Origin of the sequence: Paenibacillus tyrphae (assembly GCF_027925525.1) — a bacterium.
GTDB lineage: Bacteria > Bacillota > Bacilli > Paenibacillales > NBRC-103111 > Paenibacillus_G > Paenibacillus_G tyrfis_B.
The window spans coordinates 260,293-283,758 of the sequence record NZ_BSDJ01000004.1 but is presented as its reverse complement, the minus strand read 5'-3'; the positions used below and the strand labels follow the sequence as shown (position 1 = coordinate 283,758).

Annotated in this window: 20 protein-coding genes and 1 riboswitch; of the genes, 4 read left to right on the top strand and 16 right to left on the bottom strand. The window is 54.9% G+C overall.

Annotated elements, in window-relative coordinates:
- The first annotated feature begins 140 nt into the window (after positions 1–140).
- Positions 141–914: an IclR family transcriptional regulator gene (locus QMG93_RS06730; RefSeq protein WP_281934694.1), complete on the top strand. Its 774-nt coding sequence runs from the start codon at positions 141–143 to the stop codon at positions 912–914.
- A gap of 113 nt (positions 915–1,027) precedes the next feature.
- Here QMG93_RS06730 and QMG93_RS06725 read toward each other — a convergent pair whose 3' ends face one another.
- Positions 1,028–1,672, bottom strand: a complete 645-nt coding sequence (locus QMG93_RS06725; protein WP_253413077.1) for an O-methyltransferase — start codon at positions 1,670–1,672, stop codon at positions 1,028–1,030.
- Positions 1,673–1,813: 141 nt separating this feature from the next.
- Between QMG93_RS06725 and QMG93_RS06720 the strand changes: the two genes are divergently transcribed.
- Positions 1,814–2,995, top strand: a complete 1,182-nt coding sequence (locus tag QMG93_RS06720; protein ID WP_281934690.1) for a THUMP domain-containing class I SAM-dependent RNA methyltransferase — start codon at positions 1,814–1,816, stop codon at positions 2,993–2,995.
- A 2-nt stretch (positions 2,996–2,997) separates the two neighbouring features.
- On the opposite strand, the gene QMG93_RS06715 is transcribed toward QMG93_RS06720, so the two are convergent.
- From QMG93_RS06715 to QMG93_RS06680, 8 genes are all read right to left on the bottom strand, one after another.
- Positions 2,998–3,486: a CBO0543 family protein gene (locus QMG93_RS06715; RefSeq protein WP_281934688.1), complete on the bottom strand. Its 489-nt coding sequence runs from the start codon at positions 3,484–3,486 to the stop codon at positions 2,998–3,000.
- The gene (locus QMG93_RS06710) at positions 3,483–3,980 is read right to left on the bottom strand and encodes a CBO0543 family protein (RefSeq protein ID WP_281934686.1); all 498 of its coding nucleotides are present in this window, start codon (positions 3,978–3,980) and stop codon (positions 3,483–3,485) included. The genes QMG93_RS06715 and QMG93_RS06710 overlap by 4 nt, the downstream gene beginning before the upstream one ends.
- 199 nt (positions 3,981–4,179) lie before the next feature.
- The gene (locus tag QMG93_RS06705; RefSeq protein ID WP_281934684.1) at positions 4,180–4,989 is read right to left on the bottom strand and encodes a DUF2935 domain-containing protein; all 810 of its coding nucleotides are present in this window, start codon (positions 4,987–4,989) and stop codon (positions 4,180–4,182) included.
- Between the two features lie 96 nt (positions 4,990–5,085).
- Positions 5,086–5,391 carry a hypothetical protein gene (locus QMG93_RS06700; RefSeq protein WP_036679994.1) on the bottom strand — a complete coding sequence of 102 codons (306 nt, stop codon included), beginning with the start codon at positions 5,389–5,391 and terminating at the stop codon, positions 5,086–5,088.
- An 85-nt stretch (positions 5,392–5,476) separates the two neighbouring features.
- A riboswitch (cyclic di-GMP riboswitch) is annotated at positions 5,477–5,568 on the bottom strand.
- Between the two features lie 93 nt (positions 5,569–5,661).
- Positions 5,662–6,894 carry an MDR family MFS transporter gene (locus tag QMG93_RS06695; RefSeq protein ID WP_281934681.1) on the bottom strand — a complete coding sequence of 411 codons (1,233 nt, stop codon included), beginning with the start codon at positions 6,892–6,894 and terminating at the stop codon, positions 5,662–5,664.
- Positions 6,895–7,079: 185 nt separating this feature from the next.
- Positions 7,080–8,570, bottom strand: a complete 1,491-nt coding sequence (locus tag QMG93_RS06690) for an esterase-like activity of phytase family protein (RefSeq protein WP_281934680.1) — start codon at positions 8,568–8,570, stop codon at positions 7,080–7,082.
- Positions 8,571–8,730: 160 nt separating this feature from the next.
- Positions 8,731–8,958, bottom strand: coding sequence for a DUF1450 domain-containing protein (locus tag QMG93_RS06685; protein WP_010491537.1), 228 nt, complete (start codon positions 8,956–8,958; stop codon positions 8,731–8,733).
- A 36-nt stretch (positions 8,959–8,994) separates the two neighbouring features.
- Positions 8,995–9,297 (bottom strand): heme biosynthesis protein HemY, encoded by a 303-nt coding sequence (locus QMG93_RS06680; RefSeq protein WP_010491539.1) that lies wholly within the window; start codon positions 9,295–9,297, stop codon positions 8,995–8,997.
- Between the two features lie 281 nt (positions 9,298–9,578).
- Here QMG93_RS06680 and ytvI point away from each other — a divergent pair, with 281 nt between their 5' ends.
- Positions 9,579–10,688 carry a sporulation integral membrane protein YtvI gene (gene ytvI, locus QMG93_RS06675; RefSeq protein WP_281934679.1) on the top strand — a complete coding sequence of 370 codons (1,110 nt, stop codon included), beginning with the start codon at positions 9,579–9,581 and terminating at the stop codon, positions 10,686–10,688.
- A 73-nt stretch (positions 10,689–10,761) separates the two neighbouring features.
- On the opposite strand, the gene QMG93_RS06670 is transcribed toward ytvI, so the two are convergent.
- Positions 10,762–10,998 carry a hypothetical protein gene (locus tag QMG93_RS06670; RefSeq protein WP_010491542.1) on the bottom strand — a complete coding sequence of 79 codons (237 nt, stop codon included), beginning with the start codon at positions 10,996–10,998 and terminating at the stop codon, positions 10,762–10,764.
- A 179-nt stretch (positions 10,999–11,177) separates the two neighbouring features.
- On the opposite strand from QMG93_RS06670, the gene QMG93_RS06665 reads away from it, so the two are divergent.
- Positions 11,178–11,735 (top strand): DJ-1/PfpI family protein, encoded by a 558-nt coding sequence (locus QMG93_RS06665; protein ID WP_281934677.1) that lies wholly within the window; start codon positions 11,178–11,180, stop codon positions 11,733–11,735.
- A gap of 80 nt (positions 11,736–11,815) precedes the next feature.
- Here the strand turns inward: QMG93_RS06665 and QMG93_RS06660 are convergent, their stop codons facing one another.
- The 6 genes from QMG93_RS06660 to QMG93_RS06635 all read right to left on the bottom strand — a co-directional run bounded on the left by QMG93_RS06660 (position 11,816) and on the right by QMG93_RS06635 (position 23,353).
- Positions 11,816–13,018, bottom strand: a complete 1,203-nt coding sequence (locus QMG93_RS06660) for a M14 family zinc carboxypeptidase (RefSeq protein WP_281934674.1) — start codon at positions 13,016–13,018, stop codon at positions 11,816–11,818.
- Positions 13,019–13,087: 69 nt separating this feature from the next.
- A complete protein-coding gene (gene racE / locus QMG93_RS06655) occupies positions 13,088–13,897 on the bottom strand; it encodes a glutamate racemase (RefSeq protein ID WP_281934672.1) in 810 nt (269 codons plus the stop codon).
- Between the two features lie 184 nt (positions 13,898–14,081).
- Positions 14,082–15,269 carry a delta-lactam-biosynthetic de-N-acetylase gene (locus QMG93_RS06650; RefSeq protein ID WP_281934670.1) on the bottom strand — a complete coding sequence of 396 codons (1,188 nt, stop codon included), beginning with the start codon at positions 15,267–15,269 and terminating at the stop codon, positions 14,082–14,084.
- Positions 15,270–15,765: 496 nt separating this feature from the next.
- Positions 15,766–21,129 (bottom strand): S8 family serine peptidase, encoded by a 5,364-nt coding sequence (locus QMG93_RS06645; protein WP_281934668.1) that lies wholly within the window; start codon positions 21,127–21,129, stop codon positions 15,766–15,768.
- Between the two features lie 378 nt (positions 21,130–21,507).
- Positions 21,508–22,806 carry an alpha-glucosidase/alpha-galactosidase gene (locus QMG93_RS06640; protein ID WP_281934666.1) on the bottom strand — a complete coding sequence of 433 codons (1,299 nt, stop codon included), beginning with the start codon at positions 22,804–22,806 and terminating at the stop codon, positions 21,508–21,510.
- 118 nt (positions 22,807–22,924) lie between these two features.
- On the bottom strand, positions 22,925–23,353 hold the full coding sequence (locus tag QMG93_RS06635) for a disulfide oxidoreductase (protein WP_108529974.1): 429 nt from the start codon (positions 23,351–23,353) through the stop codon (positions 22,925–22,927).
- Positions 23,354–23,466 lie beyond the last annotated feature (113 nt).

Genomic DNA, 23,466 nt, shown 5'->3' with positions numbered 1-23,466 from the left:
TTATTTTTATTAAAACGTTTTCAATGTTATGTTTCCTTACATGTGAAAGCGAATTCTGGGAAATTTGCCCGGTTTATGTTACACTTACTCTACATTTCAAACCGTCCCTGAACTTAACGACGGCAAGGAGCACAAAGGCTATGGACAACCATTTATCCTCTGTCAAAAACGGCTGCAAGCTGCTTAAACTATTTCTCGATTCTCCGAAAGAGCTCGGCGTGAGCGATTTGAGCCGCAAGCTGGAGCTTTCCAAGGGCGCAGTCCACAAGCTGCTGATGACGTTCGAAAGCGAAGGCTTCATCAAGCAAAATCCCGCAACCAAGCAATATTCGCTCGGCTATACGCTGCTGGAGCTCGGCAACAAGGTGCTGAAAAATCACAATCTCGTCGATTTCGCCAGACCTTTTCTAGCGCAGCTCTCGGATAAAACGAAGGAGCTCGTCACGCTCTGCGTCATTGACGGTCAGGATGCCATTTACGTCGATAAAATCGACTCGCAGTATCCGATCCGCTTCAACGCGGAGGAGCACAGGCGGTTTCCGATGTACGCCACCTCGGCGGCGCGCGCCATTTTGGCTTACCGGGACGACGCTTTCATCGACGACGTGCTGGGGGATCAATTGAAAACGTATACCACGTATACGATTACCGACGCGGAGACGATGAAACGCAGGCTGAAGGACATCCGGAAAAACGGATACGAGCTGAGCTCGAACCTGCGCAATGTCGGCGCGACCGGGATCGCAGCGCCGATCTTCGATGCCGACGGGAAAGCGATCGCGTCCGTCAGCGTGATCGGTCCGACCGATCGTATGCTGCCCTTCCATGAACGGTGGATTCAAGAGGTAGTGGGAATTACACGCGCCATATCGCACGAGCTCGGCTATCGGGGCACGGGAACTGCAGAGGTTTAGAACGAAACGGGGCTCCTGAGAAGTTTTCCGCAAAAAGAGACGGTTTCTCTTCGTCGTGCCGACCAAGGGAAACCGTCTCTTCGCCATACCATTAACTATTCACCTGTCCGCCTCTATCCCCGTACTCTCGCAATGGCGAGGCCGTCATACGCCGGCAGCAGCACGCCTTCCAGACGCGGATCGCGCGCTATGCTTTCGTTAAATTGGCGCATCTTCGTCACGGCGTTGCCGGTCTGCTCCGGATCGGTCGTCTTGCCGCGCATTAACAGGTTGTCGCCGAGGATGAGCGCGCCCGGCCGGGCCAGCTTGATCGCCCATTCCAAATAATTAGGATAGTTGCCCTTGTCTGCATCGATAAAGAACAGGTCGAACCGCCGGCCTTCCGCCGACAGCGCCTCCAGACTATCCAGCGCCTCGCCGATCCGGTATTCGACCTTGTCGCCGAGCCCCGCTTCGCGCAGATGCTTGTGCGCCAAGTCCGCATACTCCTGCTTCAGCTCCAGCGATACCAGCTTGCCGCCGTCGGACAGGCCGCGTGCCAGACAAATACCGCTGTAACCGCCCAGCGCCCCGATCTCCAGCACCTGCTCCGCGCGAACGAGCCGCGTGAGCATCGTCAACAGCCGTCCATACCCCGGCGCGATCGAAATTTCCGGCATTCCGTTCTCCCGGATGCCCTCCTGCACCCGCTCAAGCTCCGCATCGGGCTCAAACAACCCTTCCAAATACGCTTCCGCCGATAATGGCATCTCCGTCATCTCCGTTCTTCCTCCTCCGTTTGGTCCTCGTAGGGCGTACGGCTGTACCGTTCGTTACCTTCGTTCCCGCCGCCGTTGTATAATCGGGGCCAATCGCCTATACTAGTTTATTGTATGGCTTTTCCAAGGAGTGAGCAAGCGTTGACATCGAACACCATTGAATTGATTGCTACCGCCCCCATGGGCCTGGAAGCCGTTGTCGCCCGGGAAGTTCGCGACCTCGGATACGATCAGGTGACGGTCGAGAACGGCCGCGTGACGTTCGTCGGCGACGCGCTGGCGATCGCCCGGGCGAACCTGTGGCTGCGGACCGCCGACCGCGTGCTGGTCAAAATGGGGCAATTCCCGGCACGCACCTTCGACGAACTGTTCGAAGGCGTCAAGGCGCTGCCTTGGCCGGATTGGATTCCCGAGGACGGCGAGTTTCCGGTCGAAGGACGCTCGCATAAATCGCAGCTGTCCAGCGTTCCCGCCTGTCAGGGCATCGTGAAGAAAGCCGTCGTCGAAAGCATGAAGCTGCGTTATGGGACCGAATGGTTCCGCGAGACGGGTGGCCGCTTCGTTATCGAGGTCGCGCTGCTGAACGATATCGCGACGATTACGCTGGACACGACGGGCCCCGGGCTGCACAAGCGCGGCTACCGCAAGCTGGTTACCGAAGCGCCGCTGAAAGAAACGATGGCGGCCGCCATGATCCTGCTCAGCCGCTGGCAGCCGGAGCGTCCGCTGTACGATCCGTTCTGCGGCTCCGGGACAATCCCTGTCGAAGCGGCCATGATCGGCTGGAATCTGGCGCCGGGCCTGAGACGCAGCTTCAATGCGGAGGCGTGGCCACTCGTCCCTGAGTCGTTATGGCAGGAAGCGCGTGAAGAAGCGTACGATCTCGTGCGCGACGACGTGCCGCTGCAGATCGCCGGCTCGGACATTGACCGCAGCGCGATCGAGGTTGCCCAAGCGTCGGCCAAAGCGGCCGGACTGGGCAAAGAACTCAGCCTGCAGACGCTGCCGGTGGCCAAAGCGCAGCCGCTAGGAGACTACGGCTGCATCATTACGAACCCGCCTTACGGCGAGCGGCTGGGCGACCGGAGCGAGGCGGAACGCGCCGTCCGCGACTTCGGACACTTGTATGCGCAGCTCCCTACCTGGTCCGCTTTTGTCCTGACCCCGGCCAAGCAGTTCGAGCACTACGTGAACCGGCCGGCGGACAAGAAGCGGAAGCTGTTTAACGGACGGATCGAATGCCAATTGTACCAGTACTTCGCACCGGGCGGCTTATACGCGTGGCGCAAGGACCGGGAAGCGAACCCAAGCCCTGAGCAATAAGCTCAGGGCTTGTTTTTATCCATCCGCACCGGCTTAAAATACCATACGTAGAACAACCGGGACAGCGCGAACGTAAGAAACAAGCTGATCCAGCTCCAATACCAGGTCCAGTGCAAGTAATCGATCAGCTTCGTATAGCGCTGGATGATATATTCCGGTATCATGATTCCGGACGTGAACGCCGCATAATACGCCAGCTTCGTCCACCTGCTCCGGCGCTCGGGATAATACAGCATAAAGAAAACGCAAATGACCGGATAAACGAAATATTCGAATGTGAAGCTGGTAGCATTCACCTTCCAGAATAACCGGACCGGGTAGGAAATCCACCCCCACTCGACTACAAGAAGTCCGAGGAGCCAGGTGATGCACTGCTTAAACAAAAAAACCGTAAGCGCGTTGCGGTACTTGTCCCTCGGAATGAACAACAGGGAAGCCAGTGTCATCCCCCAGACAAAGACAAGAATCCACTGCTCGACGAATCTGCTCATAACCGTTTCTCCGATAAGCCTGTGACAGACTTTCCCGGTTCCTCCCGAACGAACCATAAGAACACCCGCCGGGTAATATAGAGTGCAACCGGAAAGGTAAGATACAGCCAGAACGGCGAAGCGTGAAATTTTACAAGTGAAGTAGACTTAGCCATGAAACTGTAAAATGCGACGAAAATTGTGGCAAACAGCGCGTAATGTCCGATCTGACGAACCGTGCTTCTCCGCTCGGGATACGTATAATGAAACCAGACGGAATAAGCTGGAAACAGAATAAACTCAAACGTGAAATTAATTGACGTCGCCCTCGGCAATTCCCGCACCGGAAATTCGAACAAGGATAGACTCGACAGCAGTAAACTTATTAACCAGGTCATCGATTGAAAAATAAGGATGAGAAATACGGTGGCTCTCACACGCCGCCGCCCGATCCTACAGAGCAGCAGCACGCTCGCAATCCACATCAAAAGCAGCACGGATTGTTCCTTAGCCATAAGATATCAGTCCTCCGTTGCAACTTCGTCGGGTTCCCCGATGAATGTTGTCAACAATGTTTGAACGATACCATCCAATATTTCCATTTGCCTGCCGCTTTAACCTTCCCGGCCCTTTTTTGGCAGAAGCAAAAAAATCCTTACGAGACCGGAGCAGTGATTCAGCTTGGCCTTGTAAGGATTTATTCGATTGTTCGCGCTAAGACTCGACGCGGGGACGGGCCGGGTCGCAGGCCGGGGCTTTATGCTCCGATGCTTGAGCAAGCTTCATCAAGTAGTAGCATTCCTCGCGCGACATATGATCGGCCATTAAAGGCGACAAAATCCCGAGCGCCTGCTTGCTAAGCCGAAGCTCCTCCAGCTCCCGCAGAAACTGCATGAACAGCGCCATCTCAAGCTCCACTTCTTTGCCGAAACGCGCCAAAGCCGGAAACTTCTTCACGTTCGCGCGCAAATATCCGGCCAACTCGACCGCTTTCAAATAAAACTCTCGAAAATGCTGATCGAACGTCCGGGCCATCTCGGTCAAACGCGATTCCGCCATATCAAGATCGCCTGCGATTGAGCTTGCATGCCCATAGGCGTCCTGTAACCAGACCAGATGATGGTGCAGCTCATGGAATACAGGAGCCGGTTGACCGGAAAGCAGACTCCCCAGCACCCGCACATATTCCTCCGCCTCGTTCACCATATGGCTCAAAAACGAAGGCGACAGTCCGATCGTGATTTTCCCGATTAAATGTCTCTGCAGCAGATGCAGCTTGAAGCTGATCAATTGCTGCGTCAGGCCGTAAGCCTCCCGTGTAATTTCGATTAGCCGCTCGCGCTTTTCCGTCTTGCGAGCATGCTCAAGCAGCCCGTCGAAGGCTGCGATCATCGCCCGGGCCCGCGTCACTTCTTCAGCTTCGTCCACTGATAGCGAATTATTAATAAACCGGGCATGATCTCCCATCACCTGCAGCCAGAACCGGTGTTCGAACGCCGCGGATGTCTCGAAAGCCGTTGCCATTCCTGTCTCTGCCTCCCCGTAAGCCGTAATGTGCTACGAGCATCGTATGCATCACGGGCAGGGCGAGTGCCTATTCGGGAGGTCGGCAAGCGACCGCTAGGCGTGACGGAGATCCTGCGCCCGGCAGCTCCAATAATCGAAGAGCGACATGAAAACTTCATTGTCCGCTTCGCACCGCACGGAAAGCTTTACTTCGCCGCGCCAATAAAACGTAATGACCTGCCGGCTGCGCCCTTTGACCATTTCCACGTCCCAGCAGGAGGAGGCGAGCTCGTACACCTCGCGATTAATGAACATTTTCGGGCCTTCGCTCGACAAAAAGACGCCGACGAAATCGTTGCCCACTTTGGTATAGAAGCCTTGCTTCGTCATGATGCTCCGTCCTTGAACCTGATCTGCCATCCGTTCCCGCTCCTTTATATGAAAACAAAAAGACTCTCCGTTGACGGTACGGGAGTCCGCATCTATCATCGCGCGTCTCCGTGCCTTCGGTAAACTGGCTGGCATCACGCAACCTCGGCGCCTTAGCCTCTATAGCTTCGCGCCCGCGGGCTTTCACCCGGTTTGCCTTTATCGAGCACGCTCGAAAATTGTCTTTTCGTGTATGATTAAATCTCATCTCTTAGGATAAAAGATCAACCCGGTAGAATACATAGTTCTTATGGACTATTTTCATGGATTTTCATGTGAATTATGAAACATTTTATAGACTTGCTGGCCTTTCCAGTAAAAATAGATTCCTGCCACCGTTACGACTGCCATCACGGAGAACAGCGGACCGCCCCCCCATTCCGACAAAAGCACGCCGCCCGCCAAAGGACCGAGAAAATGTCCGAGATTCGTAAACGACTGCGCGCCGAAGTACGTGCCCCGCATTCCCTCCGGCGCCAACCGGTCGATCAGCATGTTCGTTGCCGGAAAATTCAGTACCTCTCCGACGGTGAACAAAACCATGGAGATCATAAATCCGATCCATCCGGCAGATACCGCATAGCCGATATCCCCGAGCGCAAACATGAGACCGCCCACCGCAATCGCAGCCATCGGACCCCGGCTTTCGAACATTTTCGACAGCGGCACCTGCAGCAGGACGACCGTCACCGCATTGATCGTCATCAGCAGCGCGAACAGCGTCGCCCCGTCGGCTACGCTTTGCTGCACGTATTGCGATAAGGTGGCCATCATCTGCGAATAGCCGATCGCGCCGATAATCCCGCCTGCAATGTAATAACGGAATACACGGTCGCTCGCGATGACCCGCCATGCCGAACGGACCGTCACCCCGCTGCGGTGCTCTCCCTCGATCTGACGAATGCCAAACGCCTGCAGCAGCGCATAGAGCAAGCCCGCGTAGGTCAAATAAATGAAAGCCGTAACCAGAAACGGCAGCCAGGCTTCGAACATACCGAAGTAGGCACCGAGCAGCGGTCCGACGGCTACGCCGACATTGATCGCCAGATAACGCATCGAGAAGACGTTAAGCCGCTTTTCCTTCACCGTCACGTCGGCCATCAGCGCTTGCGATACCGGCTCGTAGAGCGAACGGCAAAGCCCGTTCAGCATATTGAACAGCATGAAAAGCAGCGGCGCTTTGGAAAACGCAAAGCCGGCGAAGACGATCACCCAGCCGATCAAGGCAATCATCATGATGAACTTGCGTCCCAGGCGGTCGGACAAAGCTCCGCCAACGAAGCCGCCCGCCATGCCGGCAAGCGAGCCGATGCCGATGATCGCGCCGATCATGATCGGATGCAGCCCCGACTCCCGGGACAAATAAATGGCCAGAAACGGCATGCTCATCGACGAAGCGATCCGCGCCAGAGCGGTTCCCACCAGCAGCACATGCACGATCGGATGATACTCGCGTAAGAAATGAAGCAAACGAGACTTTACAGCTGCGAACATCGTACCGACCTTCTCTCCGTATATAACCCCCGGTATATTTAACCTTCGGTAAAATTAGCCATGGAATGAAACCGGATTTCATTATACAGCAATTGGTCGAGCCTGCCCAGACATTCGGCAAAAAATTATGGCATAACGGAAAAGAGCCCGTCCGCCTAGGACGAGCTCTCTCTGTACTAAACCATTTATTTTAATTCTTCGCCGACCTGAATGATATACATTTGCGTCGGGTTACCGTTCACCTTCAGCTGGCCTTGGTCGTCGTAGCCGTCCACGCCGAAATCGTTGTCGTTTACAACGGCGATCGTATGCTTGTCCACCACCGCGAGCCCTTCCAGCTTCTCATGCGGATAGCCCAGCTTCGCCACGTCCACGATCAGCTCCTTGCCGGCCGGCACGATGCCTTTTTCCTTGATTTGCGCCAGCGTCAGCTTCTCCAGATTGTCGCTGTGCTCGGTCCCAAGCAGATTGGTGGCTGCCGAGAAGTCCGCCCGGTAAATGCGCTTGATTTGCGCTTCCTTGCCGCTGTTTTTATCGCGCTCGTCCACCAGCAGCACATCAGTGCTCAAGGCGGACAAGTCGCTAATGACGACGTCCTTCTGCTTCACATTCGTGAACGAATCGGCGTTCTCCGCGATGTACAAATATTCGCCGACGACTTTCTTGGCGGCCAGATCCATCTTCAAGATGCGCATATTGCGGGACGCTTCGCCCGTCTTTTTGTCCGGAACCGCCATCGGGCTCTGGATCGAAGCGTACAAATATTTGCCGTCCGGTGAAATCGTAACGCCTTCGAAGCCGCGATTCGGAATCCGCTTCGCGTACACCGCCGGCAAAATGTCATAAATCTCCGTTTGCGCGCCCGCCGCGACCAACTGCTCCTTCGCTCCCTGCGGCACGTACCGTCCGACAACCGTACCGTCGCGCTTCACCTGCAGCACGGAAGGACGGTACTCGTCCGATAGCCAGAACGTATCGTCCGTCGGGCTATAGGCGATGCCTTCGAGGTCCAGCCCGTCCGGATCGTAAGCGATCTTCTTCGTGCCGCTGCCGTCGTACGGAACTTCGTCGCTGCCTTCCAGATTCGGCAGACCGGTGAGCTCTGCCGTCTTGCTGAACTTGTCGGTCTTGCCGGCCGGCAAATGCAGCTTGATCGTTTCGAGCACTTCGATCGTTCCGCCCGCCGCTTTAATCTTGTAAATGCGCGGCACATACGTCTCGTTCGGGAACGTGCGCAGCTTGTCCTTGCTGAACTCGCCGTTCGGCCCGCGGTCAGCCAGCGTATAGAACACGTCGGCCGGATCGCCCGGCAGATGGATCAGCCCCGAGAAGCCGCCCTCTTTCAGGCTGCCGACCAGCGTCCCCGGATTTTTCCACTCGTGTACGGCCGCAACCTTCGGCATCTCCTTCAGCCGGATCGACTGCGTCCATTCGTTCCATTCCACCTGCTTGCCCAGCGCTTCTCCGAGCGCGCGCAGCGGGACATATGTACTTCCGTCGATCAGGACGGGGGCCTTGTCCGTCTTCACTTCTTTACCGCCCGACCAGATGCCGAACTTCGTGCCGATCGCTTCCATGCCGCCTTCTGCGGCTGCTGCGGTTTGCGCTCCCATGAGCGTCATTGCGGCTAGCGACAGGACCAGCCATTTTCTCTTTTTCAACCAACGTTTCATCATGACGATACCCCTCCGGCGAATCAAACTAGGTTCTTGGACTCACTTTTCCTAGCATAGTTGCCAATTGTTTCGACGATGTAAAGGGCATATGAAGATTTTGTAAAGCCTTGCCTCCAGAAAAAAACCTCCCGGCCGCAAGCTGCACCAGGAGGTTCGTCCATCATTTCTTTTTAATATACTTGCTCGCTTTTTCGATCGCTTCGTCTTCCGTTGCGGCGGTCACGTACCGGCCGTTAATATAAATGAAGGCAAACCGCGAGCACGGGCCGCAATAAGATTTGCAGCCGACCTTGATGTCGGCGTCAGGCGCCAGCTTCTGCAGCTTCGGCAGCGCGGTTTTCATTCTCATATGCTTGCATTTGTCGCAGACGCGAATATCGTTGGCCATGCGGAGTTATCCTTTCTGAGGCATCCGGGCGGCCGATTAATGGTCGCCGTGGTTGCCTTTGCTCGGATTGGTGACCGCAAAGCCTTCCTCCGGCAAATAAAAGTAGTCGACGCGCACGCCGTCCAGCAGCGGCTCGTCCTTCTGCAAAATGACGTCGATGCCGCTGTCGGTAGTTACGACCACGTCATTTTCCGTAGGCGTGTCCATTCCGAGTCCATAGTGCGCATGATCGCCGTGCTTGTGCGTTACATATACGCGAAGCTTCAATTCTTTGTTTTCCTCTTGTTCCATCTCGGCCAAAAGCACCTTGGCGGCGTTGCGCGAAATTTTGCATTTCATGTTCAGGCACATCTCCCACTAATAAGCATTTTCCCCTTATTGTATATAAACCCGGGAACGAAAGCAACCTTCCGATATCGGTTCACAAATGCTGGTAAGAAACCGCCCCTTTCTGATATGATTACAGGTATACTGGCAATGATGTGCCCAAGCAGCCGTTTCACATTGAGTGCCCTATCGAAAAAGCGCTTGGCGTAATCGGCGGCATGCACCGAATGCTAAAAGAAATGAAGCTGTGGGCGGCCAAATGATGCTGACCCCTGAGATTCCGAGGTGACCCTATGATTTCGTTTTACCGCAAATATTACAAAACGATCTTTGACATCACTTTGCTTGTAATTACCGTGTACCTGTTCATGCTCGTTTTCAGTTACCTGTACCGCATTGCGACCCCGATCTTCCTGGCTTTTATCGTTTACATGATCATTGAACCGTTCGCGCGCTTTCTACACCGCAGGGGCATTAAGAAGGTCATTGCGACCACGATTTCGACCATCATTTTCGTGCTCATCATCCTGGGGGTGATCACTGGCGCCGGAGTCATCTTCACGAGCCAGATCGTCAGCCTGAAGGATAAGCTCCCTGAATACGCCGCGGTGCTGACGCAGGAAATCGCCAAGCAGACAGACCATCTGCAAGACCGCTTCGGCACGCTTCCGACGGAAGAAATCGTGAAAAAAGCGAAGGAATATTCGGCGGAAATCGCGAAAAAAACGACCGAAATCGTCCGCTCGTTCCTGACCAGCACGTTTACCGTTCTCACGTCCTTTTCGACTTTCGTGGTGAACTTCGTCATTGCGATCATTCTCGCCTACTTTCTAAGCATCGAAATCGAATCCTGGAAGCGGATCGCGGAGGATAAGACGCCCAACACCTTCAAAAAAGCGTTCCTCTTTCTCCGCGAAAACGTGCTGATCGGCATCGTCACCTATATCAAGGCGCAGGCCAAGCTGATCAGCGTGACGTTTGCCGTCATCTTCGTCGCGCTGCTCGTCATGAATATCAAAAATGCGTTTTCCATCGCGCTCTTGTCCGCCATCTTCGACGTGCTGCCGCTGCTCGGCGTCTCGACGCTGTTCATTCCGTGGATTATTTACCTGTTCGTGGTCGGCCAAACGACGCTGGCCATCTGGCTCTCCGTCCTGCTCGCGGTCGTCATCTCCGCCAGACAAATTCTGGAGCCGAAAATTACGGGCGACTCGCTCGGGGTGTCCGCTTTTACGATGCTTTCCTTCATGATCGTGTCGCTTTCTCTGTTCGGCGTGGCCGGACTGATTTTGTCGCCGATTCTCATCATTCTGGTCAAAGCGCTGTACGAGCAAGGCTATTTGAAAAAATGGATTCGCATGCCGGCGGAGGAGTATGAGCCGGAGCTTCCGAAGAGCAAATAGTGTCTCTCGATAGACTCGATTTGGGAGAAGAAAAGAGCTGCCCGCAGGCAGCTCTTTGTCGTATTTATTAGGTTCAGGTGGCGCCGTATTTGCGCTCCGCCCGGTCGGTGAACCAAGTCATGAGCAGCATCGTCACGGCGATATCGTCCAGTGGAATGAATGGCAGCGCATCGGGCATAATCCAATACACGAGCGCAGGGACGAAGAACAGCAGCTTTTCCCCTATCGGCACTTTGGACGAGCGCAGCAGCGGGATAATTCGGCGAAATACATGACCCCAATGCCGCAGTGACCATAATCGCTTCCACATGACGATCGTCCCCTTTCCTTGTACGAATTGTACGAATGGCCTCTCTCTACAGTATACACCATTTTTCGGCAATCCCGAAACGATTCGACAAATTCCGACAATTTCACCCCGTTTACAGCCCTTCTCTCATCCAGCATAATGAGAGAGTGACATTCCAACCTTTACCAAGGAGTGATACCATGTCCAAGAAAGTACTTGTACTGGCAGGAGACGCGGTTGAAGTACTGGAGGTGTACTACCCATACTACCGGCTGTTGGAGGAAGGGTACGAAGCGGTCATCGCCTCGCCGACGAAAAAGACGCTCAACACCGTCGTGCACGATTTCGTCGAAGGTTGGGAGACCTATACGGAAAAGCTCGGTCACCGGCTTCCTTCCCATATTGCCTTTGCGGATGTGGACCCGTCCGAGTACGACGGGTTAATCATACCGGGCGGCCGGGCGCCGGAATACATCCGTTCCGATGTCAATGTCCCCCGCATTATCGCTCATTTTCTGGAAGCAGACAAGCCGGTTGGAGCGATATGCCATGCAGCTCAAGTGTTCGCCTCGCTTCCGGACTACGGCTATTTCAAGGGCCGCACCATGACCGCGTATACGGCTTGCCGCCCCGATATCGAGCGCCTCGGCGCCACCTATGGCCCGGACACGCTTCATGTCGACGGTAAGCTCGTCACCGGACATGCCTGGCCCGATCTGCCGGGATTCATGCGCGAATTTTTGAAGCTTGTGAAATAAAGTGAAAAAGAAGTGCCTTCCGCCACGGATCGTTGGATCTTCGCGGAAGCACTTCTTTTTTTACGTCGCCGGAGCCGCCTCTACAGCTTCAACCCTTCCAGCATGATGCCGATCGCCTCGTCGTACATTTGCGGGAACTGCCCGATCGGCAGAGGGTTGACGCCGATTCCCGCTTCGATGGTGAACCCCAGGCGGCCGAACTCCTGAATGAACCAATCCTTGTAGCCGGCATCGCTGCCGGTCAGCTTGACGGCCCGATAGCCGCTCGCCTTCGCCAGCCGGCGTGCCGCTTCTTCAGCTTCCGGTGGCTCCAGCCCCCGGTAATTCCAATAAATTTCCCTGCCCTGCGTATGAAACGCCATCACCAGGTGAAACGAACGCCCGCGGGTGAACGCCTCCATCGCCTGCGCTTCCGGCTCGGACAGCGGCGCAGGCCCCGCATAGTCCCGCGGACCCGGCCCCAGCACTTCCCGCCTATCACGCTCCGCCTCCCAATGGGCGGGAAACTGGTCGTTCAGATCGACGCCGCGAATATTCGCTTTCCAGCGGGAGAACTGCTGCGAATCATAATTCCACCGGAGCAGCTCCTCATAGCAAGGATGCCCCGAAGTAAGCCCTTGCTGCACAAGCTCCACGCCGTCCGGGTTGACCATAGGCACTACCCACAGCGAGGTTTGCTCGTACAATACGGTCATATCCCGGCTGCGCAGCGGCTTCCTTCCGGCGTAGGCCGCCGCATAATCTTCGATGAATTTCATCAGCAGCAGCGACGTAATCCATTCGTTCGCATGAAACGCCCCGTTATAATGCACTTCCCGCGGGCCGGTGCCGATGCGCAGCGCCGGAATATCTTTTCCGAGCACGGATTGACCGATAACCGTCATTTCCAGAAAAGGATACGTTTCGAGCAGCCGATCCACATCGTCCATAAGCTCCGCATAATCGTACTCCGCATCCGTTTCGACAATCGTCAAGCCTTTGCTTACGGGAAGCACGATGGTTTGTCCGATTCGCAGACGACGCGGCTCCGCATTGGGGTTGGCCGACTGGAGCTCCGCCAGCGAAATATTGAATCGCCGGGCCAAATCCCACAGCGTGTCCCCCGCTTGAATAACGTAGCGGCTCGTCGTTCTTACGGGAATGTGGACGACTTGACCGGGATACAAGTAGCTGTGCTCCTTTAAATGCGGATTTGCCCCATAAAGCGCCGTCACGTTCATACCGTACCGTCGTGCGACCCGATGAAGCGTATCTCCGCGTCTGACGACGTAAGGAAATGTCATCCGACAGCCCTCCTCAGCTCACTGCCCGGACGCGAAGGCCCGGGGTTCGCTAATGCATATGCCGGAGAGCTATATAATATTCGGAACCTGCCAGACGACAGGCGTCACCTTAATTTGCTCGTTGAGCCATCCTTGCGCAATCATCTTGAACATCCAGGGATCTCCGCTGCAAAAAAATTGATGAACCGGCAGCTTATTGGAGGTTGCCAGCATTCCCTTGTGATACAGGATTGTGCTGATTTCCCGCGCGGTCTCCTCCGCCGAGTTAATCAAAGTAACTTGCGGTCCCATGACCGAAGCTATCGTATCCGCAAGGAACGGATAATGCGTACATCCGAGAATCAGGCAATCCATCGGGGTTTCCTTCAGCTCGCTAAGCGATTCCTCGACGACCTGCTGGGTTTGTTCGCCATGGAATACGCCCTTCTCGACCAAAGGCACGAACAAAGGACAAGCACGGCTCACGACTTCAATGTGAGGCGAAATTTGACGCAGCGCCGTTTCGTAGGCGTTGCTTTGGATCGTTCCGATCGTTCCGATAACGCCGATCTTCTGGTTGCGGGTCATTTTAATCGCTGCCCGGGCTCCGGGATGAATGACGCCGACCACGGGAACGGGCAATCTGGCGCGAATCTCCTCCAAAGCGACAGCCGTTGCCGTATTGCAGGCGATGACCACCATTTTGGGATGAAACTGAAGCAAATAATCGACGATCTGATGCGTGAAGCGAGTAACCTCCTCGGCCGGCCTCGGTCCGTAAGGTGTCCGGGCGGTATCTCCGAAATAAACGATTTTCTCCTGCGGCAGTTGGCGCATGACCTCTTTGACCACCGTCAATCCGCCGACTCCTGAATCCAATATGGCTATCGCTTGCTGCACGGGTATTCGCTTCCTTTATGTTGGTCTGTTCACTTCTAGGTTTATGGTATGTAAAGCGAAAAGGAAAGGTGTCCGGTTCGGCTTGTTCCGCCATGCGGATCATTTTATCTTAACAGACCCCGGCCAAAAATAAAACCCGCCCTAAGGCGGGTCACGGCTCAAAACGGAGCGTGCCGGACAAATACTACTTCGGAGGCTCGATATCGCTTAACAGCGCAAACTCGTAGCCCGCTTTTTTGACGGCTTTGATGATTTTATCCAACGCCTGGATGTTTTCCGGCGAACCTTGATGCATTAAAATAATGTTGCCGTCATGCAAATTGTTCATGATGTCGTTGTAAGGGTCCTCCGCACCGTTCTTGCGGGGCTCCCAGTCGCGCATGGCCGTAGACCAGAAGACGGACGTATACCCCATATCGGATACCATTTTCAATAAGTGCGTATTATAGCGGCCGTACGGAAAACGAAAATACGGCTGGATGTCCTTTCCAGTCACATCTTTATAAAGCTTCTCGTAGTCTTCGATTTCTTTGCGCACCTGCTCGTCGGTTTGCGTATTCATATCCGTATGCGTCATCGTATGGTTGGCGATCAGATGCCCGTCGGCCACCAGCGTCCGGATGAAATCGGGATTTTTCTTGACGTTGTAGCCCGCAATAAAGAAATTCGCCTTCACCTTGTTGTCCTTCAACGATTTCACCAGCGTATCGATATCTCCGAGCGGTCCGCCTGTATCGATGGTCAAATATACTTTTTTTCCGGTGCCGACCCAGAGCGCCTTCATGTCTTTCGTGAAGCTTTTCGTCTCCGCCGGGAAATTCGGGACTTGGCCTTTGGGCTTCTTCATGTAATACCACGAAAGCGCCTTGCGGTCCCCAGTTCCCGTCGCCGGCGGTTCCTTCGTTTTGCCGTCTGTGACGGCTGCGGCCGGATTTTTCGGTCCGGATGCGCCCGCTTTGCCGTTATTGGAGACAGCCCCCGTCGCCCCGGGAGTTTGGTTTTGCTTGTCCGCTGGCTCAGACGGAGTCGGTTTGTCCTTCGTCGCTTTTGTTTCTTTCGTCTCTTTTGCTTTTGCTTCTTTCGTTTCTTTCTCTTTCTCCGCCTTCGCGTCCTTGGCTAACTCCGAGTTGACGGAGGTCACCGGCGGAGCCGGGACAACCGCAGAATCGCCCGACGAATCGGACGGCTTCTTGGATTCAACCGGCTTCTTGGCATCGGTCTGCTTCGGTGTTTCGGTCTGCTTCGGTGTTTCGGTCTGCTTCGGCGACTCGGTCGGCGCAGGCGGCTCGGCGGCCTGCTCATTGCCGCAAGCTGCAAGCATGAGAGAAAGTGCCGTAGCAAGCATCCAAGTCGCCTTTGTCTTGTTGTTCATCGCTGTTCCCCATTTCGTTGGTCGTGGAGTCATTTGGTGCGGTCGGAAATCAATTGATCGAACACGAATAATTGTTCGTATATATTTTACCAAACGGCGTAACATGTGGCAAACCGACGTAAATATCGCGGGTCCGTTCATGCAAAAAAAATCATTAACTTCTTGCACCAACGAAGTTTGAATACCATACCGCACCCGTTTTATTCCTGTCTCCTCGACAATAATGGTTAAAATTATACAATATTCTCACCAAAAATCAGCAAAGCCAAATAGCCATACTACAGGCAAGGCTAAGGCTATTATAAAATATACTGTCGCTCCCTCAAGGCGCTCAAAAAGTCTCTTGACGGTCTTCCTGCTGCTTCCCTCCTTGCTCGTGGGACAAGTCCATAACGGGCATGGCATATAAAAAAGACCCCTGCGGCACAGAACCGCAGAGGTCTTTCGATCTTTCAACTGGTACGCATCGCATCGGCCAAAACAAGGCTGCCTTCGCTTACTTGATCGTAATTTTATGCACCGCCGTATTCTGAGCCCCTTTATCGTCGGTGACGGTCAGTTGCACCGTATAAGTGCCAGCGGTGGTAAAACGGTGCTTCGCTTTGACGCCGGTAGCCGTTCCGCCGTCGCCGAACTTCCATTCGTAACGGACGATTTTTCCATCCGAATCGCGGGAGGCAGAACCGTTAAACGTAACCTGCTGCTTCTTCTTCGCCGTATCCGGCGCAGAAATGGCCGCGACCGGCGGCACATTGGCCGGAGGCTGGGTGCCGGTTACGTACACTTTGCCGGGCACTTCGAATTCCGCTTGGTTGCCCGCCCGATCCCAGACGCGGACAACGACGACTCCGCCGTTAAGCACTAAGGACGACGGGGTCTGATAAGTGCCTTCGTAGTGACCCGGTCTCGTTTCCGCCAACGGAATCTCGTTTCGCGCCTTGCCACTCAGCAGAAGCGGTACTTCGACGCGGAAAGAGGCATTCAGGCCAGGAGCGCTGTCGAAGGAGACATGAAGCGGCTCTCCTGCCTTAAGACGAACATCGGCCGCAGGCGAGAGATTATTGATTTTCGGCAGGGACAGATCGACGTACACGGCACGAGTAACCGTCGTTTCATTGTCGGCAAGGTCTTTTGCCGTTACCGTCACAAGGTTCTGGCCTGGATTGATCAAAATACGGTGAGCGAAGGTGCCGTCGTTGCCAATCTCGGCCCGCTGCCCGTTAACCGTCAGCGTGTTGAAGAACTGGTCGGTCGCCGTCCCCGTAACGTGAAGCACCTCACTATTGGTTCTTGCTCCCTCTACCGGAGAGAGAACGACCAATTCCGGCGCCGTCTGGTCCAGCGTCACGGTGACGGGCTCCGAACGGTCCGTCGCTTTGCCGCCTACGACCGCTTCGGCGCTCAGCAGATTCGCCCCGGGCTTAAGCTGCACGGTCAAGCTGAACTGTCCGTTCTGCACGCTAGCGGTTCCGGCCACTTCCGTTCCGTTATACAACTGGATGGTCGCTCCGTTCGCCGGAGAAGTTCCCGTGACGGCAACGGTCGGCTGCTTCGTGTAGAAGTCATCGGCAGGCGCCGTAATAACGGGAGCGTTCACCGGATAGCGAACGACCGCGCGGATCATGTAGTTCCCCTCTTCTTTGGGAGAAGCGCTCCACGCGCCGCCGACACGCTGCCAGCTGCGCAGTGCATTTTTACCGTTCTCGTCGGTTGCGAGCCCAGGTGAATTCGGATTGGCTACCGTCTGGATATAGACGACATAGAAGTCGCCCTGTACGGTCACAGGCTCGGCCAATTCCAGCGTCGTCCATTGATTGTTGCGAAGCGCAGTTCCGTCGAACGGACCGGCAAGCTGACGTCCCGGTGCGCCACCGGCGCCGGAAGCGTCATAAATGGCGTATTTGAACGCCGTCCCGCCCGGCTGCGGCCATTCCGTATTCCAGAAGCGGAGCGATACGCCCGTCACTTGCGCGGAGCCGGACTCCGGCGTCATCCGGACGGCCCAGGCATTATCGGCTGCATTGAAAGCTCTGGCGTTCTCCGGCGTGCCATCGTCGTAAGCAATTTCACCGGGGAAGCCGATGAACGGTTTCAGAGTGACCGGAAGCTCCACAGTGCCATTCGGAGTAACGGTTATTTTGGCCGTTTTGCCATAGTAATCTTTTGCCGAAACGGAAAGCGTATAGCTGCCTTCCATCACATCCAGATTAAACCCGCCATAGACGTTCGTCGTCACAGGGGCGACTCGGGGGTCTTCCTGAAGAACCACGACCGCGCCCGCAATCGGCTGACCGGTACGTTCATCCTTCACGGTGCCGTTAATTAGGCCGTGAGGAATGGCTTCCAGATTAAAGTTGGATTTGACGTCGGTCCCGTCGGTAATCGTAACAGACTGGGTCCGCGGATAGTATCCATAAGCTTCCGCTTTCAGCGTGAACTTGCCGGCCACATGAGTCAAGCTGTAGCGTCCCGTGGCAGCATCTGTTTTGACGGAACGGCCGGTCTCAAGCACGGTGACGGTTGCGCTAGCAGGCAAGCTCGCCGTTCCTACGCTATCGTTATTCACAACGGGCTTGAACTCGCTCTTCTCGGTTCTCGAAATCTTGTACAGCGGATTGTCATAAACCGGCTTCGGCTTTTGCATATTCATCTCGGGAGCCGTATTCTCCGTCTGCACGGTAGTCGTCACATTCAGTACTTGGAAGTTGTCAATGTACCATCCGGCTTTCGATACGGTATTGTCGCTCTTCAGTCTGAAGCGGATTTGGACCTCTTTCCCGGTGTATTTATCCAGATTGTAGTAGACGGGGCTCCACTGCTTTCCGCTCGTGTTATGCGAGAATTTGCCCAGCTCGGACCACGTGTCTCCCCCGTTTGTGGATATTTCCACATAGCCGTAGTCATAGCCGCTTTCGATTTCGTACCAGTGCTGGAACGCCAGCGTCGCATTCGTCACATTCGTCAGGTTGATGCTCGGAGAAACCAGCGAGGCGTCGGCACCGTTCTCGTAAGTTCCGTCCAGATCGGTTCCCCATACGTTAGGCTTGGATACGGCTTCGGTCGGTCCGGGGGCAACAGGCACTCCCCGTTCCCATTCGTCCTTGGCTCCGCTGTGAGTCCAGCCGTTATCCGTATTCGAATCGAAAGAATCGCTGAACAGGATAGCGGGACGACGAACGGTCAGCGAGGCTTCGTTCGACTTGACGCTTTCGTTGCCGCTGTAATCTTGAGCGGTCACGGCATAGTAGTAGGTGGTATTTTCCACCGTATTCGTATCGGTATACGTTGCCGACGTCACCGTGCCGATCGCTTCATAGCCTGTGCCGGAACGCGTGGAACGGTACACCTTATACTGCTTCAGATCTTCGTCGGCAGGCGGAGTCCAAGTTAGCGTGACATTGCCGACAGGGTCCGCCGAAGCGCTCAAGCTGCCAGGGGCTGCCGGGGCGGTTTGATCCGGCGGCTGGATGGAAAGATCGTCGATATACCATCCCGCCTTCTGCATCGAGGCATCGCTGGTCAAATTAAACATCAGGGAAATTTCTTGGCCCGCGTACGGCTTCAAGTCCACATACTGCGTTTTCCAGCCCCCGCTGCTTCCCGTGAAGGTCAATAGCGGCACGAAGGCATCATTGCTGGCCTTGGAGGCGATGTACACTTTGCCGAAGTCGATATTATTTTCCAGGTCGTACCAATGCTTAAAGGAAAGCACGGCTCCTTCCGGACTTGTCGTAAGATCGATCGGCGGAGCAAGCAAATAGGAGTTGGCGCTGGCCGGATAAGTGCCTGTCAGATTGGTGGCGACCACCTTTTGCCCGGAATAAGCGCTTCCCGGACCGCTGCTCGGAACTCCCCAAGCCCAAGCGCCCCCTTCGCCTCCGGTGGTAAAGCCCAAATTATCTTTCTCGAAATCCTGGAAATAGCCGGGCTTAACGCCGCTGGATACCGGGATCTTGTACACGTTGCTGTTAAAGCCGTTGTTGCCGTAATCGTTCACGCGGATATAATACTCCAGCCCTTTCGTATCGAGCAGAAATGCAGGAATCGTCGCTTCGTAAATTCCGTCCTTGCTGTCGCCCGACTTGCGCTCCATTGGAATGAACGTGTAATGATCCGTGCCTGCAACTTTGGCAAACAATTCGACCGCATTCACGGCTACATTATCTTTCACGCGGGCGGACACCCGGGCATCCAGCCCCTTGAACACGAGGGTTAACGGCGTATGCTCCAATACGGGAGCTTCGTCATCGTCTCCAGCGGTTACGACCTTGCCGGATACCGTACCGACTCCCTCCAGGACGGACCCGACCGCATCAAGCGCGTTGACGATGCCGTGACCGTATCCGTTGTTCGGGGTGACAGGATATTGACTGTCCGTTCGCTTGGTGGCCGTATCCATAAGGATTTGCTCGAGCTGATCCACCGTCAAGGAATGATTGGCTTGCAGCAGAAGCCCGGCAATCGCGGTCGTATGCGGGCCGGCCATCGAGGTACCGTTCCAGCCGCCCTCATATTTTCCGCCCGGAACGGAAGAACGGATGTTGACCCCGGGAGCCGAAACCTCCGGTTTAATCTCACCGTAAGGAGAAGGACCGAGGAGTGAGAAATCGGCCAAGTTCTTGTTGATGTCCGTCGCTCCGGTGGCGAACGCTTCGGGATAGTTGGCCGGATTGGCTACGGAGCCGGGTCCGCCGGGATTCGTCGCTCTCTTGTTCCCTGCCGAAAATTCGGGGAAAATTTGCGCGTCCCGCCAAGCTCGAACCATAGGCCGGAACCATTCGTCGAGTCCCGCCCCGCCGCTCCAAGAGTTGTTCACGACATCCGGCGCCAGCTCGGGGTGAAGATTGCCCTGCGCATCCTTGGGGGCAAGCAGCCACTGGGCACCGTCAAGAATAATGGCGTCGGTCGTGCTCGGATTGAAAATCCGCACCGCGATCCATTTGGCCCCGGGGGCAACGCCGATTTGGTTTGCACCGTTCGCCTCCGAACCGACCATCGTTCCCATCGTATGGGTACCGTGACCGTCTCCATCAGCGGGCAGCGGTGATCTGCTGTGGGGGTCATACCAGCTGAGCTCCGGATTCACGACATTCCCGGAAGCGTCCAGTCCCCGCCACTTGCGCTGCAGCGCGGGATGCGTGTAATCCACGCCCGAATCCAGGTTGGCCACAACGATGCCGGTGCCGTCGATGCCCTTGGCCCAAACCTCGGGTGCATTGACCTGCGAGATGTTCCACTCCACGTTGGCCGGCTTGATGGCATCCGTTTTCACATTGTCTTGTTTGACTGCATCCGTTTTGGCCTCGGCTTCTTTGTCGATTTCCACTTTATCCAGGAATCGCTCTTCATTCGGCAAAATTTTGTCGACTTCCGGGAGCTGGGCGATATTCTCCATAACGGATTTGCTGCTCGTTACCGCCATGGCGTTGACAATATAGAAGCTCTTATAGTCCTTAACTCCCCCCTGTTCAAGCTCTTTCTTCAGATAGTGTTCCAAGGATTGCTGTGAGCGGGAAGCCGTTTCGCGGAGCGAGCTGACAACGGAGCTCCGTCTGGCAAGCTTGATGGCGGCCGGCGTGGCCTTTTCGAGAGTCAATTTTTGCAGGGCATTTTTGGAAGCGGCTGTCGTATCCGCCTGCTCTTTCATTTTAACGAGGTAGGTGACGTATTCGTCATCGCTAAACTGCTGGCTGAGCTTGGAAGAAACTTTATCGGTGGCGATGTGGGGAGAGCTGGATTTGAGATCGGTCTTTTGAGAGACGCTTGTGTTATCGGCACTGGCCGGATAACTGAAGGTTAGCGACAGGAGAATGGCCATCCCCAGGGAAAGATGCTTGCTTAACTTTTTATGCTTCAACAATATTCATCCGCTCCTTTGACTTGGTTTCAGCAAATTCGTGGCATCCTCCAGAGAGAACATCTGCGGATCTGGTTGCTTTCAAGTCATGCCTTACCGGAATGAGAGTTTGCGGACAATCACCTCCAAGCAGGGACGGAGCAAGGGAATTCGTTTGTCGAAGCCTATCCCTATGAAATTTTAATAGAGTAGTTGATAATGATGATAGTATAATATTGTAAAATAAGATGCACAAGAACAATTATGTAATTTTATACAATAAAATAAGAAAATGGTATGCAAGCACTACAAAAAAAGCGCACCAAGAGATCGATAACCCGGTCTCTTCGAGCGCCTGCGAATTTTCAATATATCTTATTTACCATACTTTCGACAGCTTATTTACCGATACTTCGGCAGCCAATCGCCATGCGCCTCGATCAGATCGTCGCACAGCGCCACAATGTCATCGATCGACAGCTCCGCTGACGTGTGCGGGTCCAGCAGCGCGGCATGGTAAATGTGCTCCTTTTTGCCGGTGACGGCCGCTTCCAGCGTCAGCAGTTGGGTATTGATGTTCGTGCGGTTGAGCGCGGCAAGCTGCGGCGGCAAATCCCCGACATACGTCGGCGTGACGCCGCTCGCATCGACAAGGCACGGCACCTCGACGCACGCTTCCTTCGGCAAATTCGTAATAAGTCCGGTATTCATCACGTTGCCGCCGATCTTGAACGGCTTATCCGTTTCCATCGCTTCGAGCATATACGAGGCGTACTCATTTGAACGGCTGTGTGTCAGAGTTTTGTCGTTGACCAGTTCCTCGCGCATCGTCTTCCATTTCTCGATCTGGTGGATGCAGCGGCGCGGGTATTCGTCCAGCGGAATGTTGAACCGCTCGATCAGCTCGGGGTACTTCTTCTTGATAAAGTAAGGGTGATATTCGGCGTTATGTTCCGAGGATTCCGTTACATAATAGCCGAACCGGAACATCAGCTCGTAGCGCACCATATCCCCATGCTCCTCCTTCTGCTTCTCCGAAGCGCGGCGTTTGATCTCGGGATACAGGTCTACGCCGTCCTTCGTCACCTCCAGCAGCCAGGCCATATGGTTGATGCCCGCGATCTTCGCCTGCACCCCACCGCTGTCTAGCCCCAAACAGCGGAACAGATGCGGCACGCAGGCCTGTACGCTATGGCACAGCCCTACCGTCTTGACACCGCCGTATGTAATCATCGCATTGGTCAAGACCGCCATCGGGTTCGTGTAATTGAAGAACCAGGCGTCCGGGCAAACCTCTTGGATGTCCTTGGCAAAATCCAGCAAGACCGGAATGGTGCGCAGGTTCCGGAAAATGCCGCCGATCCCTATCGTATCGGCAATCGTTTGACGAAGGCCGTACTTCTTTGGAATTTCAAAATCCGTAATCGTGCAAGGATCGTACCCGCCGACCTGGATGGCGTTCACGACATATTTCGCGCCGCGCAGCGCTTCCTTCCGGTTCGTATACGCTTTCACTGTGCAGCCGCTGCCGAGCGAGCTTTTCAGATTGTTCAGCATGTTCTCGGAATCCTTCAGCCGCTCCAAGTCGATGTCGAACAATGCCAGCTCGAACTCCTGCAGCGCCGGCGTGAGCATGACGTCGCCGAGCACGTTTTTGGCGAATACGGTACTGCCTGCTCCAAGAAAAGTAATCTTTGCCATCTTCTTTTGCCTCCCCGCTTGTGGAAACGTCATTGTCTTGCTTGCTTTGACTATACTCCGCTTCGCCGGGAATGCATATGGACACAAACCACTTTCGTATGGAGAAATGTAGTGCGTCTTATTTCTTTTCAGCCACCCACATCAAAATTTGCAGAACCGTAATCAGCGCGAATGCGACCAGCGCCAGGAACGGAATCGTGACGAACCCGAACCAATCGATATAGTCCAAGTCGCATGGAACCGGGCCGCACGCCGCAGCCCCGGTCTTGAACCAGTCGGTCTTCTGCATGAGGTAATGATATAGCGAAATGCCTCCGCCCCAAATGGACATCGGCAGAACATACAGGTACATATGTCGTTCCTTGCGCACGGCTGCGATGCCCAGTATAATCACCAGTGGGTACATTAGGATGCGCTGGTACCAACACAGCTTGCATGGGGTAAACATCATAATCTCCGAAAAGTACAGGCTTCCCAGCGTAGCCGTGAGCGCCACAACCCATGACAGATGGTGCCCGTTCTCCCGGATGGTCTGCTTCCAATTCATTCGTCAATCTCTCCCTTCTTTCTTGTCTACATCATATCAAAACTGACGGAGGTGTACCATCATAGCTCACGTCTATCACGAGGCGTCGTTCAATCCTCACCCCGGCAAAGGCG

Excerpts from the sequence above, each read along its gene's own strand:
- QMG93_RS06730 (WP_281934694.1), top strand. The coding sequence starts at position 141 with ATGGACAACCATTTATCCTCTGTCAAAAACGGCTGCAAGCTGCTTAAA.
- QMG93_RS06725 (WP_253413077.1), bottom strand. The coding sequence starts at position 1,672 with ATGACGGAGATGCCATTATCGGCGGAAGCGTATTTGGAAGGGTTGTTT.
- QMG93_RS06715 (WP_281934688.1), bottom strand. The coding sequence starts at position 3,486 with ATGAGCAGATTCGTCGAGCAGTGGATTCTTGTCTTTGTCTGGGGGATG.
- QMG93_RS06710 (WP_281934686.1), bottom strand. The coding sequence starts at position 3,980 with ATGGCTAAGGAACAATCCGTGCTGCTTTTGATGTGGATTGCGAGCGTG.
- QMG93_RS06705 (WP_281934684.1), bottom strand. The coding sequence starts at position 4,989 with ATGGCAACGGCTTTCGAGACATCCGCGGCGTTCGAACACCGGTTCTGG.
- QMG93_RS06700 (WP_036679994.1), bottom strand. The coding sequence starts at position 5,391 with ATGGCAGATCAGGTTCAAGGACGGAGCATCATGACGAAGCAAGGCTTC.
- QMG93_RS06695 (WP_281934681.1), bottom strand. The coding sequence starts at position 6,894 with ATGTTCGCAGCTGTAAAGTCTCGTTTGCTTCATTTCTTACGCGAGTAT.
- QMG93_RS06690 (WP_281934680.1), bottom strand. The coding sequence starts at position 8,570 with ATGATGAAACGTTGGTTGAAAAAGAGAAAATGGCTGGTCCTGTCGCTA.
- QMG93_RS06685 (WP_010491537.1), bottom strand. The coding sequence starts at position 8,958 with ATGGCCAACGATATTCGCGTCTGCGACAAATGCAAGCATATGAGAATG.
- QMG93_RS06680 (WP_010491539.1), bottom strand. The coding sequence starts at position 9,297 with ATGAAATGCAAAATTTCGCGCAACGCCGCCAAGGTGCTTTTGGCCGAG.
- ytvI (WP_281934679.1), top strand. The coding sequence starts at position 9,579 with ATGATTTCGTTTTACCGCAAATATTACAAAACGATCTTTGACATCACT.
- QMG93_RS06670 (WP_010491542.1), bottom strand. The coding sequence starts at position 10,998 with ATGTGGAAGCGATTATGGTCACTGCGGCATTGGGGTCATGTATTTCGC.
- QMG93_RS06665 (WP_281934677.1), top strand. The coding sequence starts at position 11,178 with ATGTCCAAGAAAGTACTTGTACTGGCAGGAGACGCGGTTGAAGTACTG.
- QMG93_RS06660 (WP_281934674.1), bottom strand. The coding sequence starts at position 13,018 with ATGACATTTCCTTACGTCGTCAGACGCGGAGATACGCTTCATCGGGTC.
- QMG93_RS06650 (WP_281934670.1), bottom strand. The coding sequence starts at position 15,269 with ATGAACAACAAGACAAAGGCGACTTGGATGCTTGCTACGGCACTTTCT.
- QMG93_RS06640 (WP_281934666.1), bottom strand. The coding sequence starts at position 22,806 with ATGGCAAAGATTACTTTTCTTGGAGCAGGCAGTACCGTATTCGCCAAA.
- QMG93_RS06635 (WP_108529974.1), bottom strand. The coding sequence starts at position 23,353 with ATGAATTGGAAGCAGACCATCCGGGAGAACGGGCACCATCTGTCATGG.